Origin of the sequence: Nocardiopsis halophila DSM 44494 (assembly GCF_000341245.1) — a bacterium.
GTDB lineage: Bacteria > Actinomycetota > Actinomycetes > Streptosporangiales > Streptosporangiaceae > Nocardiopsis_A > Nocardiopsis_A halophila.
Genome location: NZ_ANAD01000138.1, coordinates 17136 through 30634 on the forward strand (window position 1 = coordinate 17136; position 13499 = coordinate 30634).

Genomic DNA, 13499 nt, shown 5'->3' on the forward strand with positions numbered 1-13499 from the left:
CCGCCAAGTGTCTCCATTCGGGGGTCAGTACGGCGGCCCTCTGCCTGACAGGCTGAACGTGATGTCGAAGGGCAGCACCGCCGTGAAGGGCCGCAGCCGATGATCGAAGTCGCGAACGTCTCGAAGAAGTACGGACCGAAGCTGGCCGTCGACGGCGTGAGCTTCCGTGCCTCCGCCGGACGGGTGACCGGGTTCCTCGGGCCGAACGGGGCGGGTAAGTCGACCACTCTCCGCATCCTGTTGGGGCTGGACCGACCCACATCCGGAACGGCGCTCATCGACGGTCGGCGATATGCGTCTCTGCGCAATCCGCTGAGGACCGTGGGCGCGATGCTCGACGGGGCCTCAGCGGTACCGGAACGGCGCGGAATCGACCATCTCCGCTGGATCGCCCAGTCCAACCGCATCCCCTCCCGGCGGATCTTCGAGGTGCTGGAGACCGTCGGGCTCGCCGAGTCGGCCAAGGTGCGGGTCGGGAAATACTCCCTGGGAATGAAGCAGCGTATCGGCCTCGCGGCGGCTCTCCTGGGAAATCCGCGAATTCTCGTCCTGGACGAGCCGGTCAACGGTCTCGACCCTGAGGGCATCCGGACCGTGCGCTCGTTCCTCCGGCGCTATGCGGACTCGGGGAACACCGTCCTGCTCTCGAGCCACCTCATGAGCGAGGTGGCCGAGACCGTCGACGATGTCGTGATCATCAATGACGGGCGGATCATCGCGGACGGGGAGCTGGACGCGATCACCGAAGGACACGCATCGCTGGAAGAGGCGTTCTTCACCCTGACCGGCAGCCGTCCTGGACGGAGTTGGTGACCGGTATGCCGAGCATCGTTCGGTCCGAACTGACCAAGATCCTGACCCTTCGCAGCGTCTGGATCGCCACGGGCGCCATCATCGCGCTCAACCTGTTCTTCCAGTACCAGAACTTCCCTTTCGTCATCGAGACGGTCGCCAACGTGCGGGGCGACGGCCTCAGCGAGGTCGACGGGCGCCTCGTCGACGCCGAGACCGAACTCCGCCAGACCCTCGGGGTGAGCGTCTTCAACCCGGGCCTCCTCTTCCCGATCCTCGGTGCGGTGATCGCCGGCGCGGAGTTCCGCGCCGGACAGATCGGTCTGAGCGTCGTCGCGGTCCCCGACCGCATCCGCCTGGTCATCGGCAAGGTGGTCGCGGCGACGGCCTTCGTGCTCGGGCTCGGCATCGTGTGCATCCTCATCGCCACCGCGTCCACCTACATCGCGGTCAGGAACTGGAACCCCGGGATGCTGTGGAGCGGTGCCATGCTGGCCGTAGACGCCCGTCTGCTCCTCTTCATCGGCACATCCGCCCTGATCGGGGTCGGTATCACCCTCATCAGCCGGCGCACACTGGCCGGGGTCGTGGCGACGGTGGTTCTGATCATGCTGACCATGGCCCAGCTCGTCGCGGCGGTGTCGCCCGCGGTGGACGCGTTCCTGCCCTTCAGCGCGGCGCGCAACCTCCTGCTCCAAGGCCGCGACGCGGGTGCGCCCCTGACGGGCACCGCCGTACACGGCGGGGCCGTGCTGCTCGGTTGGGCCGTCGTGGCCACCGTCAGCGCGGCTCTGGTCATCGATCGGAGGGATGCCCGGTGACCTCGACCGGCGAGCCGCCCGTGATCCGCCGCCGCGATGTCGTCGCCGCGGAGGTCACCAAGATCGTCACGAACCCGGTCTCCGTGCTCGTCGTCATCGCCACCGCGGCCGTCAACACGGTGCTGGCGGCGGTCGACGCATCGGGCGTGAGGTTCTACACCGCAGGCGCCTCAGAGCCGGCCACGCTGTCGTCCTTCAGCACTCTCGTGTTCGCTCCGGTGTACATCTTTCTGGTCCTTCCCGTGTACGCGGCGGCTGGCGAGCACCGTGAAGGGCAACTGCGCATCAGCCTCCTCGCGGTGCCCGACCGGCGCACACTCGTCCTGGGCAAGATGGTCGCGATGGTCCTCGTCGTCCTCGCCGCGGCCACCGTGGCGATCGCTCCGGCACGACTGATCATGGGGCCCGCGGAAGGGGCCGGGGTCGGAGCCCGCCTCCTCGACCCGGTGCTGTGGACCGCCGCATACGCCTTCATGTCGGTCATCGCCTTCGGGCTCGCCGGCCTTCTCCGCGGAGCGGTCACCCCCCTCGGGATCCTGATCACGGTCCCCGTCGTCATCGCCACCGGTGTCCTGCAGTGGCCCGAAGGGCTCCGCCTCCTTCCGGACCAGGCCGCCTTGAGCCTGGTCGGTACACCGGCCTTCGAGGTACACGAGATCGCACCCGGGATCGCGGCACTCGTTCTGTGCGTCTGGTCGATCGCGTCTCTCGTCTCGTACGCATTGGCCGTGAAGTACAGGGACGCCTGAACGCCCCGGGATATCCGCCCAATCGCTCTACAGCCCTGAAGACACCCCTCACTCTGGAGACACCGCTCAGCCGAGAAGGGCCTTCCATCCGATGAAGAACAAGAAGAACATCATCTGGTCGATCCTGGGGGTCATCGCCCTGCTGCTGCTCATCGCGTTCCTCACGCTCGGTGGGTGAGAGGCCGTCCATGGAAGGGTCCCCGCCGGTCCGCCCGCTCCTCCACGTGCGTTGACCGGCCCGCCCCATCGAGCACAGGCGAGGTGTCATCACCGGTGAACTACTTGCTATTCGACAGCGAGTGCGCGAAATGCGGCAACCTGGCCCGGACCGTCGAACAGGTCGCCGGGGGCTGGCTGGAGAGCCGAAGCCTGCATGATCCGAGTGTTCAGGAGCTACTCTCCGAGGCCAAGCCCGGGTGGACCTGGAGGCCGATGCTGGTGACCTTCCGCAACGGCAGGGCGCGGGTGTACTCCGGAACCCTCATGGTAGTGCGCATGGGGGTCGCCCTCGGCCCCGTCAAATCGTTTCGCATCCTCACCGGCGCCGCCTGAGCGGTCGCGGTGCGGCGTCCGGAACCGCAGGGCCCCTGTCAGTACTTGAAGTGGGCGAAGAGGCGGCCGAAGTTCATACCGCCTTTTCCCACGCGATGGCCCCTGTCCTCGACCTCTGTCTGATCGAGGTATCTCAGGACGCGCTTCTTCGGTTGGCCCGAACCCGTGCCCGGAATGATCTCTACCGTCTTGGCCCTCGTGCGCAGGGCCTCTTCGATACCGTTCAGGCGCTTCCACCGACGGCGCTTCTGCTCTCCTCATACCGCGACGACGTGCACGTCCTCGGCGCCGATCGCTTCGATATAGGCGCCGATGTCCCGCGGGTCGCTGGTGAACACGACCGCGCTTCGGTGCTTCACCGCAGTCCAGGCGACGAGTGCGTCCACCGTGTCCGATCGCTTCTTCGCAGGTAGGTCCGCCTCGCCCAGCACGGCCCCGATCCGTCGCCAGTCGGTGGTGTCAGGAGCGGTCGCGCAAGCGATGCACTCGACCTGGCCTGCCGCCGTGGGACGGAGCGCGGCCGGTGAGGAGCGGGCCTGGGGCACCGTGCATTCCTTGAGGACCGCGCTCATGGTGTGCACCGTCGCCGGATCGGGACGCCATACCTGAGCCAGGACGGGACTTGGAACGATGGCGCGATGCCGGGTGCCGACGAGCCCCTGGCGCATCTGGGCGGCCTTCGCCTTGCGATCCGCCAGGCCGATGAGCATCCCCGTGTCGTACACGGGGACGCGGATGCTCACGCCACCCCGCCACGGCCACGGGGAGTGGCCTCGTCGGCACCGTAGACCAGGCCCATCGCCTCATCGACGGCGCGGCGATCGTCCACCGGCAGGGAATCGTCCTCGACCTCGGCAGACGCGTGGGCCCCCGCGCGCCCCTCGGCATCGGCGATCAGCGCGTCGATGCCCGCGAACTCGGCCTCGGCCGCCTCGGTCTCGGCCATCTGCCGCGTCGCGGCGTTCACCAGATAGGCCGAGAGGTCCATCCCCGCACGCTCCGCGTGCGACCTGATCCGATCGGCCTGGCCCGATTCGAGGCTGATGCTGATCCGAACTTTGGACATGCCACCAGCGTAATTCGCGTATTACGCCATGTTCAGGGAGAGACCGCACCCACCCGAGGGGGCGCTCCCGAAAGATCCCAGAGGCGCCCCACACTCCCACAGCGGTCGTCCCGCCCCACCCGGCGCCGACCGGGGCGGCCGTACACCCCGGTGCCGTCCGATGATCGACGGCGCCGCCATCTCCACCCCGAAGAAGCATGCACTATGCATGCTAGACTCGTTTCATGGCTGAGACGACGGTGGTCCAGGTCCGGGACGTCCCGGCCGAAGCGGTGGAGACCCTTAAGGCGAGAGCCGCTCGCAAAGGCCTGTCACTGGCGGCCTATCTTCGCGAATTGATCCTCGAAGAGGCGTCCCTGCCGGAACCCGAGGAAGTCATGGCGCGCCTGGCCCAGGACGAACCGGTCGACTACACGGAGGAGGACCTCCGGGAGTTCAGGTCGGACGGCCGCCGGTGAGCTATGTCGTCGACTGTTCGATCGTGATCAGGCTGCTGGCCGCCCGCAGGGACGACGACCTGCTGCGCCGCCGCCTCACCCGCCGAGTGCACGCCCCCGCGCTGATCGACGCAGAAGTGGCCAGCGTGGTCCGCGGGCTGTCCATCACGAGCAAGACCAACGTGAGGATCACGGAGCAGCGGGCCCGGACGATGCTGGACCGGTACCAGGGGCTGCACATCACCCGCCATCCGATGCAGCAGCTCCAATTCCGCGTGCACGAGCTGCGGGACAACCTCACCGCCTACGACGCCATGTACGTCGCACTCGCAGAAGCCTTGGAGCTTCCGCTTCTTACAGACGACGCAAAACTCGAGAAGGCGGCAGGTCACCGAGCCCGGATTCTCTACTACCCGCAGCAGGACTGACGCAGGAACGAGCGTGAGTACTCGTTCCCGCCTGCCTCGGGGAGCCGTCGCATCGGCGCTCAAGGGAGCCGATGTCCTTCCCCGCCCCGGTCGCCCCCTGACCCGGGCCCGGCCCGAGACAGGCCGGTGGAGCCGAAGTCAGTGCTTGAAGTGGACGAACAGGCGGCCGAAGTTCTTTCCGTCCTTCTCCACGCGGTGGTATTTGTCCTTGACCTCTTTCTGGTCGAGGTATCTCAGGACGCGCTTCTTCAGTTGGCCCGAACCCTTGCCCGGGATGATCTCTATCGACTTGGCCTTCTTGCGCAGGGCCTCGTCGATGATGTCGGCCAAAGCCCGGTCGATGTCGCGGTTCTTGTTGTAGATGTCGTGGAGGTCCAGCTTGAGCTTCATGCTGCCTCGATTCCTCAGGGGCGGCGGAAGGGTCACTTCTCGGCGGTGAAGATCGCGGTGCCGGGGACGTACCGGCCGCGGTAGGGGCCCCAGCCTCCCCAGACGGCGGTGTTCTCTTCGGGCCACTCGGGTTCGGTGAGGCCGGTCAGGCGCAGGCCGGCTCCGGCGACCGCCCCGATCCAGTCGCCCATGGTGTGGTGGTGCTCCACGTACACCGCCCGCCCGGAGCGGTCCTCCTCGACGTAGGGCCGCCGGTCGAAGTAGGACTGGACGACCGACATCCCCGCCGGTGTGGGGTCGTCCGGGAACATCCACCGCGCGGGGTGCGTCACCGAGAACACCAGCCGGCCGCCGGGCCTGAGAACCCGCGCGCTCTCGGCGACCGCCGCCCGGGCGTCAGGGACGAAGGGGAAGCCTCCGAATGCCGAGCACACGATCTCGAAGGACGCGTCGGCGAAGGGGAGGTGCTGGGCGTCGGCCTGGGACACCGGGACCGGGGGCGCCCCCTCGTTCACGTCGATGCGGTGGGAGTGCTGGAGCTGCCGGAACGCCACGTCCACGCCGACCACGCGCGCCCCCTGGGCGCGGAGCCAGCGGGCGCATTGGGCCGCGCCGCATCCCACCTCCAGGACGCGCGCCCCCTTCAGGCGCTCGGCCGGCCCGAGGAGCCGTGCCTCCTCCTCGGTAAGCCCCTCCGGTCCCCACACGAACGAGCTGTCCCCCAGGAAGTCCCCGTGCTCGTCCTGGTACTCGTCGGCGGCCCCGTCCCACCAGATGCGGTTCGCGCGTGCACTCTCCTCAGGACCCGTCGAGCGTCGCGCCACGCGGGTCATCTCGTCGCTCATGGCGCCATACTCACAGATGGCCGCGAAGGAAGGGGCCCGTCCTTCCCGTTGCGGACTCGGCGACTTCGCGCGGTGTCCCCTGAGCGACGATCGTCCCGCCGGCGTCGCCGCCGCCCGGGCCGAGGTCGATGACGTGGTCCGCCCCCGCGGCGACGTCCATGTCGTGCTCCGCGACGACCACCGTCGCCCCGCCGTCCACCAGCTCGTGCAGGCGTTCCGCCAGCAGGTCCCGGTCCTGAGGATGGAGCCCGGTGGTGGGCTCGTCCAGAAGATAGAGGGTGTGGCCGCGCCGCGCGCGCTGGAGTTCGGACGCCAGCTTGATCCGCTGCGCCTCCCCGCCCGACAGTTCGGTGGCCGGCTGCCCGAGCCTGAGGTAGCCGACCCCGACCTCGGCCAGGGCGCGGAGCGGACGGGCCGCCGCCGGGACGTCGGAGAAGAACCCCGCCGCCTCCTCCACCGTCATCTCCAGCACCTGGGCGATGTTCCTCCCCGCATAGGCGACCTGGAGGGTGTCCGGGTTGTAGCGCGCGCCCTTGCACTCCGGGCACGGCGCATAGCTGCTGGGCAGGAAGAGCAGTTCGACGGAGACGACCCCCTCCCCCTGGCACGTGGCGCACCGGCCGCCGTCCACGTTGAACGAGAAGCGCCCCGCCCCGTACCCCAGCTCCCGTGCCCGGTCCGTCGACGCGAAGAGCTTGCGCACCGCGTCGAACATGCCCGTGTAGGTCGCGGGGTTGGAGCGCGGCGTCCGCCCGATGGGGCGCTGGTCGACCTCCACGACCCGGTCGACGCCCTCGCCGCCGCCCGCCAGCTCGCGCAGAAGCGACGTCTTTCCGGCTCCGGACACCCCGGTGAGGGCGGTGAACGCGCCCAGCGGAACGTCGGCGTCCAGGTCCCGCAGGTTGTTGCGGCGCACCCCGCGCAGCTTCAGCCAGCCGGACGGGGCTCGGCCGCGGGTCCGACCGCCCTTCCGGGAGAACAGGTAGGGGCGCGTCGCCGACTCCTCGGCCTCGGCCAGCCCGTCCACCGGTCCGCTGTAGAGCACACGGCCGCCGCGGCTCCCCGCGCCGGGACCGACGTCCACCACCCAGTCGGCCCGGCGCACCACGTCCATGTCGTGCTCGACGAGGAAGACGCTGTTGCCCGACTCCTTCAGACCGGTCAGCACCTCCATCAGCGCCTCGGTGTCGGCGGGGTGCAGCCCGGCGGACGGCTCATCGAGGACGTAGACGACGCCGAAGAGCCCGGACCGCAGCTGGGTCCCCAGGCGCAGGCGCTGCAGCTCCCCCGCGGACAGCGTCGGTGCGGGCCGTCCGACGCTCAGGTAGCCGAGCCCCAGGCGTTCCAGCACCCGGATCCGCGCGACCACGTCGGCGGCCAGGACGCCGGACGCTCCTTCTCCCTCGCGCGCGTAGGGGTCGAGGAGGTCGGCCAGCTCGGACAGCGGAAGGGACGCCAGCTGGGGCATGGTGCGGCCGGCGAAGGTCACCGCGAGCGCCTCCGCACGGAGCCTGTGCCCTCCGCACTCCGGGCACGGCGACTTCGTGAGGAACCGTGCGGCCTTGTCCCGGCGGGCCTCGCTCTTCGAGGCGGCGTAGGCCTTCATCACCAAGCGCTTCGCGCTGGAGAACGTGCCCTGGTAGGGGCGCTGGATGCGGTGCGCCTCCCGGACGGGGTGCACGGTGACCACCGGCTGCTCGTCGGTGAACAGGATCCAGTCGCGCGCGTCCTGGGGGAGGTCGCGCCAGGGGGCGTCGACGTCGTACCCCAGCGACTCCAGGATCTCCCGCAGGTTCTTGCCCATCCACCCTCCGGGCCAGCACGCCACCGCGCCCTCCCGGATGCTCAGCGAGGGGTCGGGCACCATGGACCGCTCCGTGGCGTCCAGGACCTCCCCCATGCCCTCGCACCCCGGGCACGCCCCGGCCGCGGTGTTGGGCGAGAAGGCGTCGGAGTCCAGGCGCGCCGCGCCCGGCGGGTACGCGCCCGCCCGGGACATCAGCATCCGCAGCGAGTTGGACAGCAGCGCGATGGTGCCCACCGACGAGCGCGCCGAGGGGGCGGCGCGGCGCTGGCTCAGGGCCACCGCCGGCGGAAGGCCGGTGATCGCGTCCGCGTCGGGTGCGCCGACCTGCTGCAGGAGGCGCCGGGCGTACGGCGCGACCGACTCCAGGTAGCGCTGCTGCGCCTCGGCGTAGAGGGTGCCGAAGGCCAGCGAGGACTTGCCCGACCCGGACACCCCGGTGAACGCGGCCAGGGCGTCGCGCGGCACGGCGACGTCGACGGAGCGCAGGTTGTGCACCCGCGCACCACGGACTCGGACAAACGGGTCATTCGTCACCGCATCATCGTACGTACGCACCCGCCCGCGCCGCCGCGGCCGCCGCCCGCGCGGCGCGCTCCGCCGCCTCCCGGCCGATCGGCCCGCAGTCGGCCAGCACGCGGTGGTACAGCGGTGCCGACACCGCGCGCGCCACCTCCTCGGGGTCGGTGCCGTGCGGCACCTCACCCCGCTCGGCGGCCCGGACCACGCACGGCCCCCAGTCGGCCACCCGCACCCGTTGGAGGCGGCGCAGCGCCTCGGCCGCGCGCGCATCGCAGGTCGCCGCGGCGACGACGGCCTTGAACAGCGGCCCCTGCCGCGGGTGGACCAGGTGGTCGCGCACCCGCAGGGCGTTGGCCCGCAGGTCGCCCTCGAAGCTGCCGGTCTCGCCCTGGGGCAGGGCGGGGACGGCCAGGTCGGACAGCAGGTCGGCGACCAGCCCCGCCGCGGTCCCCCACCGGCGGTACACGGTGGTGCGGCCCACCTTCGCACGCTCGGCGACCTCGGCCAGGTCGAGCCCGGAGAAGCCCTTCTCCACCAGGATGTCGACGGCGGCACGCAGAGCGGCCGCGCGCGTCCGGGCGGTCCGCCCTCCCGGCCTCACCGTCCCTGGAGCGCGCGATTCGCCCATGGCCCCTCCGTTCCAGCAGCAGGTACGCGCACACTCTAATTCGGCGCCAGCGCGCATGTGGGCTGGTCCGGGGCAAGTGCTCTGCTGCATTCCCCCTGGCGGGGCGGACGAAGCGGACGTCCCGGACCTCTGGGCGTCCGATCGGCGGGGGGGCGNCAGAACCGAGCGGCGGCCCCGAGCGTCTACGAATGGTGACGCATTCCCCACGGAACGGAGCCCGACATGCCGCGCCCCATTCCCCGCCTCCTCCCGCTCGTGTCCACCCTGTCCGCAGGGGTGCTCATGGTCGGCGGCTGCGGCCTCTTCGGCGGAGAGGGCGGAGCCGAGGGCGGACCGCAGGGCACCGGTTCGGAAGGCGCCGGTGAGGACGACGGGTTCGTCCGCGAGGGCTATGCGGGCAGCTGGGACAAGTACCTCCGCGCGCGCGTGGAGGTGAAGGAGGTCTCCCGCCTCGACGACCGCACCCGCCTCACCGTCGAGTACACCAACGTCGAAGACCGGGAGATCACCGACGGCTCCGCCACCAACCCCATGGACCCCCGATGGTTCCGCATCCTCGACCCGGTGGGACAGGTGCGCTACGCGCCCTACGAGGAGATCGGTGCCGACGTCGGCGACTTCGACCGCGAACAGTTGTGGAACCCCGGGGTCACCTACGAGATGGCGGTGTACCTCCCTCCCTTGGAGGGCGATCCTGATCGGGTCACCGTCGAGGCCCCCGGCGGCATCGGCGAGTTCGCAGGGGTCCCCGTCACCGCGGGCGAGCCGGAGGAGTACCCGAGCGCTCTGCCCGAGGACACCGGCGACGGCTGGCCCGCCGAAGGCGACCACGTCACCGTCCCCGTCTCCGAGGGCGCCCCGTCCCCCGACGACGGGGCCGCGGACAAGATCCTCTCCCCGGTCGAGACCGTGGTCACCGACAGGGAGCGCGACTCCGAAGAGGAGACGGTCGCCCTCCGCGCCGACGTGCTCTTCGCGTTCGACGAGGCCGAGCTCACCGAGAACGCGCGCTCGATCCTCAAGGACGTGATCGAGGAGACCCGCGAGCGCGCCGACCCCGAGAAGCCGCCGATCACCGTCACCGGCCATACCGACGGCATCGGCGACGACGACTACAACGACAAGCTCTCCGAAGAGCGCGCCGAGGCCGTCCGGGCGGTGCTGGAAGAGGAGCTGGGTGCGGACTACGCGTACGAGACCGAGGGCATGGGGTCGAGCGATCCCGTGGAGCGTGAGGGCGGGGACGACGACGCCTGGGCGCGCGCGCAGAACCGGCGCGTGGAGATCTCCTACGCCTTCAAGGAGGAGGCCGCCTCCGAGTCGCGGGAAGAGGCCGGCACCGAGGAGGAGATGCTGGAGGTCGACCCGGCCGACGCGGGCGGGCCCGCCGGCTTCCGGGACGCCTCGGACGAGGAGCCGGCCGCCGAGGTGACCGCGGAGGAGGAGTACCGGTTCAACGGCGACCGCCGGCACGACTGGACGATGCGCGTCTACCCCTTCTACAGGGACGGCGCCTTCCTCGTGGGCCGCATCGAGACGACGCACAGGGGCGACGAACTCCCCTCGACGCGCAACCCGTTCGGCGGGTCCCAGCGCTTCTCCTTCACCGCGATGGACCCGCAGACCGGGACGGTCTACCCGACCGTCCAGCGCGACACATCGCTCTCGACCAACCACGGGGTCAGCTCCGTGGAGTGGCCGCCCGCGGTCGCGTCGGGCTCGACGCAGTATGCGTACTTCTACCTGACGGCCCCGCCTGAGGACGTCACCGAGCTCACCCTGAACGCAGGGATCTTCGGCCAGGTGACGGGGGTTCCGATCGACGCGTGACCGACGGCGCGGCCTCCGCGGGGTTCACCCCGGGGCGTCGTGGCCGACCGACTCCTGCGGCTCATGAGGGGCCGCGCCGGTGTCCACGGCACCTCCGCCGTCTCCGGCCCCGTCCGTACCGGTCGCGCCCACCGCGCGCTCCGCGTCGCCGACCTCCCGGCGCATCAGGACGATCCAGCCGACGATCGCGATGACCGTGAACACCCACCACTGCACCGCGTACGACAGGTTCATCCCGGTGTTGGTCTCCGGCGCCGCCACATGCTCCGGGGACGGGCCGGACGGCGGGTCCTGCTCGGTGAGGTCGCCGTAGCCGCCGTAGACCGGATAGGGCAGGTCCTCGGCGAGCTCATCGACGTCGATGAGCATGATCTGCCCTTCGGGCAGGCCGCCCCGGTCCCGGACGCCGGTGTTCTCCGGCGTCTCGCTGTAGTGCAGCCGCGCGGTGACGGTGACCTCCCCCTCAGGGGCGGGCGGGACCTCCGGCTCGGCGGTCGACGTGGGCGGCTGCGGGATCCACCCCCGGTTGACCAGCAGCGCCGCCCCGTCCTCGGTCACCAGGGGGGTGAGCACGTGCAGGCCGACCCCCTGGGAGCCGTCCCGGTTGCGCACCAGCAGCTCGTTCCCGGGGTCGTAGGTGCCGGTCGCGGTGACCCGCCGCCACCGGTCGTCCTGGTCGATCTCGGCGCCGACGGCGTCCAGCTCCTCCACCGGGACCGGATCGGCGGCGAGGTTCTCCTCCTGCAGCCGCGCCGCCGCCGACTTCTCCTCCCACCGGTCCAGCTGCCAGAACCCCAGCCAGATGAAGGAGGGGACGACGACCAGTACCAGCGCGTGGAACGCCAGCATGCGCTTGGACAACAGGACTCGGAGCACGTCTTCGAGGCTATGAGATACCCCGGGCCGCCGTGCAGCGGCCCGGGGTATGCGCCCGCGCTCGGTCCGTCCCCGGCGGGGCCCGTCCTCTTCCTCTACGTCCTCTCCTCGCCCTGCGCCTCTACTCCGCGGCGTGCGCGGCGGCAGCCCGGCGCTTCTTGCGGGCCAGCGCCATCGCGCCCGCGCCGGCGCCGACGGCCGCGACCGCCGCGGCCACCATTCCGCCCAGCGCGGTACCGGTCACGGGCAGCAGGTCGTCCTCCTCGGCCGCGGCCTTCTTCTCGTCGCCGCCGTCCTGGCCGCCGCCGGTCGAGGAGTCGTCCCCGCCGCCGTCGCCCTTGTCGTCGTCCTTGCCGCCGTCGCCGCCGTCGTCCTTCTGCTCGTCCTTGTCGTCGTCCTTCCCGCCGTCACCGCCGTCGCCGCCGTCGGAGCCGTCGTCCCCGTCGGAACCGTCGCCGCCGTCGGAACCGTCGCCGCCGTCGGAACCGTCGCCGCCGTCCTCGTGGCCGACCTTCTCCATGCACTCGGCCTTGGCCACGCCCAGGACGGACACGGCGTTGCCGCAGATCTCCACGGCCGCGTCGACGGGGATGTTGATCTGGTTGCCCGAGGCCACGCCGCCGGACCCGTCGGTCTCCGGCGCGTCCTCGTTGTCGGGCGAGGAGGTGATGTAGTTGATCACGGTGGTGCACTCGGACTCGGAGGTGCCCAGCACCGCCACCGAGTTCCCGCAGACGCTGATCGCGGCGTCGACGGGGATGTTGATCTGGTTTCCGGAGGCCACGCCGCCCGAGCCGTCGGTCTCCGGGCTCGCGGAGCCGTCGGACTCCTCGGCGAGTTCCTTCACGACCTTGGTGCAGTCCGCCTTGGAGACGCCGCCGACCGCGGCCGAGTTGCCGCACACGTCCAGAGCGGCGTCCACCGGGATGTTGATCTGGTTGCCCGAGGCCACGCCGCCCGAGCCGTCGGTCTTCGGGCTCGCGGAGCCCTCGTCGCTCGCGGCGTAGAGGGTCTTGGAGACCTCGGTGCACTGCGCCTTGGAGATGCCCAGCACCGACAGCGCGTTGCCGCAGATGTCCGCCTCGACGTCGGCGGGGACGTTGATCTGGTTGCCCGAGGCCACGCCGCCGGAGCCGTCGGTCACGGGGTCGGCCCACGCGGCGGCGAACGGAGCGCCGGCGAAGCCGGCGGTCAGCAGGGCGAGGGTGGTCGTGGTGGTCAGCCGCTTGCGCATATCGAGGGATGGCCTTTCACGATTAACTACACAGAGTGAACAATCCATGCCGCAGTGCACTCGGGAGCGGGTGCGGTGAACCGCCGACACGACGGGGCTCCGCGGTGCGTTCGGGGTGCGCCCCGGGGTGCGGGGCGAATGCGGAGCCGTGAACGGCGGGCTGGTCCGCCCGTTCCGTTGCCAGGCAACGCTAGAGGAGGCGCCCTGCGCTCGCCGGGGCTTTTCAGAAAATCACGAGGTTGCCGCGTGTGCACACCGTATGTCCGTTACTACTCTGAGCAACAATACGCAGGACACGGAGGCGGTTTTCGGCTCACGCGAAAGCGGGCACGCGCCCTGTTTTTTACCTCGCCGTTTCCTGCGCGCCTCCCGCACCGAGACGGACGATTCCGACAGGAAGCCCCTCTTCTCCATTTTCCCGCGAAACACGAAAATGCCCCGGAACACGGACGAAGTCCGCGCTCCGGGGCGTGCCCTGCCGGTCCAGGTGCAGGGTCGGACCGGCCGGGAGCAGTGGGCCGGCGG

General features: G+C 70.6%; 16 protein-coding genes. 7 read left to right on the forward strand and 9 right to left on the reverse strand.

Annotated elements, in window-relative coordinates; genetic code table 11:
* Window positions 1–99: 99 nt before the first annotated feature.
* From D450_RS0116400 to D450_RS0116420, 4 genes are all read left to right on the forward strand, one after another.
* Window positions 100–813, forward strand: a complete 714-nt coding sequence (locus D450_RS0116400) for an ABC transporter ATP-binding protein (RefSeq protein WP_017539745.1) — start codon at window positions 100–102, stop codon at window positions 811–813.
* A gap of 5 nt (window positions 814–818) precedes the next feature.
* Complete coding sequence (locus D450_RS0116405) at window positions 819–1613, forward strand: ABC transporter permease (RefSeq protein WP_017539746.1); 795 nt, start codon at window positions 819–821, stop codon at window positions 1611–1613.
* On the forward strand, window positions 1610–2362 hold the full coding sequence (locus D450_RS0116410) for a hypothetical protein (RefSeq protein WP_017539747.1): 753 nt from the start codon (window positions 1610–1612) through the stop codon (window positions 2360–2362). Before D450_RS0116405 ends, D450_RS0116410 begins: the two co-directional genes overlap by 4 nt.
* 273 nt (window positions 2363–2635) lie before the next feature.
* On the forward strand, window positions 2636–2914 hold the full coding sequence (locus D450_RS0116420) for a hypothetical protein (RefSeq protein ID WP_017539748.1): 279 nt from the start codon (window positions 2636–2638) through the stop codon (window positions 2912–2914).
* 38 nt (window positions 2915–2952) lie between these two features.
* On the opposite strand, the gene D450_RS35465 is transcribed toward D450_RS0116420, so the two are convergent.
* Genes D450_RS35465 through D450_RS0116430 form a run of 3 tightly spaced genes read right to left on the reverse strand, consistent with a single transcriptional unit; the run spans window position 2953 to window position 3980 of the window.
* Window positions 2953–3141 (reverse strand): Smr/MutS family protein, encoded by a 189-nt coding sequence (locus tag D450_RS35465; protein ID WP_083932676.1) that lies wholly within the window; start codon window positions 3139–3141, stop codon window positions 2953–2955.
* Window positions 3142–3171: 30 nt separating this feature from the next.
* Window positions 3172–3657, reverse strand: coding sequence for a hypothetical protein (locus tag D450_RS0116425; protein ID WP_017539749.1), 486 nt, complete (start codon window positions 3655–3657; stop codon window positions 3172–3174).
* Window positions 3654–3980 (reverse strand): hypothetical protein, encoded by a 327-nt coding sequence (locus D450_RS0116430; RefSeq protein WP_026128595.1) that lies wholly within the window; start codon window positions 3978–3980, stop codon window positions 3654–3656. The genes D450_RS0116425 and D450_RS0116430 overlap by 4 nt, the downstream gene beginning before the upstream one ends.
* A 224-nt stretch (window positions 3981–4204) precedes the next feature.
* Here D450_RS0116430 and D450_RS0116435 point away from each other — a divergent pair, with 224 nt between their 5' ends.
* Both D450_RS0116435 and D450_RS0116440 read left to right on the forward strand, forming a co-directional pair.
* Entirely contained in the window at window positions 4205–4438 is a 234-nt protein-coding gene (locus D450_RS0116435) for a FitA-like ribbon-helix-helix domain-containing protein (RefSeq protein WP_017539751.1), read from the forward strand.
* Window positions 4435–4845, forward strand: coding sequence for a type II toxin-antitoxin system VapC family toxin (locus D450_RS0116440; RefSeq protein WP_017539752.1), 411 nt, complete (start codon window positions 4435–4437; stop codon window positions 4843–4845). The genes D450_RS0116435 and D450_RS0116440 overlap by 4 nt, the downstream gene beginning before the upstream one ends.
* Window positions 4846–4983: 138 nt before the next feature.
* Here the strand turns inward: D450_RS0116440 and D450_RS0116445 are convergent, their stop codons facing one another.
* Genes D450_RS0116445 through D450_RS0116460 form a run of 4 tightly spaced genes read right to left on the reverse strand, consistent with a single transcriptional unit; the run spans window position 4984 to window position 9034 of the window.
* Window positions 4984–5235 carry a Smr/MutS family protein gene (locus tag D450_RS0116445; protein WP_017539753.1) on the reverse strand — a complete coding sequence of 84 codons (252 nt, stop codon included), beginning with the start codon at window positions 5233–5235 and terminating at the stop codon, window positions 4984–4986.
* Between the two features lie 32 nt (window positions 5236–5267).
* Entirely contained in the window at window positions 5268–6080 is an 813-nt protein-coding gene (locus D450_RS0116450) for a class I SAM-dependent methyltransferase (protein WP_017539754.1), read from the reverse strand.
* Window positions 6081–6090: 10 nt separating this feature from the next.
* The gene (locus D450_RS0116455) at window positions 6091–8421 is read right to left on the reverse strand and encodes an ATP-binding cassette domain-containing protein (RefSeq protein ID WP_026128596.1); all 2331 of its coding nucleotides are present in this window, start codon (window positions 8419–8421) and stop codon (window positions 6091–6093) included.
* A gap of 4 nt (window positions 8422–8425) precedes the next feature.
* Entirely contained in the window at window positions 8426–9034 is a 609-nt protein-coding gene (locus D450_RS0116460; protein ID WP_026124147.1) for a TetR/AcrR family transcriptional regulator, read from the reverse strand.
* Window positions 9035–9256: 222 nt separating this feature from the next.
* Between D450_RS0116460 and D450_RS0116465 the strand changes: the two genes are divergently transcribed.
* A complete protein-coding gene (locus tag D450_RS0116465) occupies window positions 9257–10864 on the forward strand; it encodes an OmpA family protein (RefSeq protein WP_017539757.1) in 1608 nt (535 codons plus the stop codon).
* 24 nt (window positions 10865–10888) lie between these two features.
* Here D450_RS0116465 and D450_RS0116470 read toward each other — a convergent pair whose 3' ends face one another.
* Both D450_RS0116470 and D450_RS0116475 read right to left on the reverse strand, forming a co-directional pair.
* Window positions 10889–11740, reverse strand: coding sequence for an SURF1 family cytochrome oxidase biogenesis protein (locus D450_RS0116470; RefSeq protein ID WP_338037983.1), 852 nt, complete (start codon window positions 11738–11740; stop codon window positions 10889–10891).
* Between the two features lie 121 nt (window positions 11741–11861).
* Entirely contained in the window at window positions 11862–12974 is a 1113-nt protein-coding gene (locus D450_RS0116475) for a chaplin family protein (protein ID WP_017539759.1), read from the reverse strand.
* Between the last annotated feature and the right edge of the window lie 525 nt (window positions 12975–13499).

Excerpts from the sequence above, each read along its gene's own strand:
- D450_RS0116460 (WP_026124147.1), bottom strand. The coding sequence starts at position 9,034 with ATGGGCGAATCGCGCGCTCCAGGGACGGTGAGGCCGGGAGGGCGGACC.
- D450_RS0116435 (WP_017539751.1), top strand. The coding sequence starts at position 4,205 with ATGGCTGAGACGACGGTGGTCCAGGTCCGGGACGTCCCGGCCGAAGCG.
- D450_RS0116465 (WP_017539757.1), top strand. The coding sequence starts at position 9,257 with ATGCCGCGCCCCATTCCCCGCCTCCTCCCGCTCGTGTCCACCCTGTCC.
- D450_RS0116475 (WP_017539759.1), bottom strand. The coding sequence starts at position 12,974 with ATGCGCAAGCGGCTGACCACCACGACCACCCTCGCCCTGCTGACCGCC.
- D450_RS0116450 (WP_017539754.1), bottom strand. The coding sequence starts at position 6,080 with ATGAGCGACGAGATGACCCGCGTGGCGCGACGCTCGACGGGTCCTGAG.
- D450_RS0116400 (WP_017539745.1), top strand. The coding sequence starts at position 100 with ATGATCGAAGTCGCGAACGTCTCGAAGAAGTACGGACCGAAGCTGGCC.
- D450_RS0116430 (WP_026128595.1), bottom strand. The coding sequence starts at position 3,980 with ATGTCCAAAGTTCGGATCAGCATCAGCCTCGAATCGGGCCAGGCCGAT.
- D450_RS0116445 (WP_017539753.1), bottom strand. The coding sequence starts at position 5,235 with ATGAAGCTCAAGCTGGACCTCCACGACATCTACAACAAGAACCGCGAC.
- D450_RS0116405 (WP_017539746.1), top strand. The coding sequence starts at position 819 with ATGCCGAGCATCGTTCGGTCCGAACTGACCAAGATCCTGACCCTTCGC.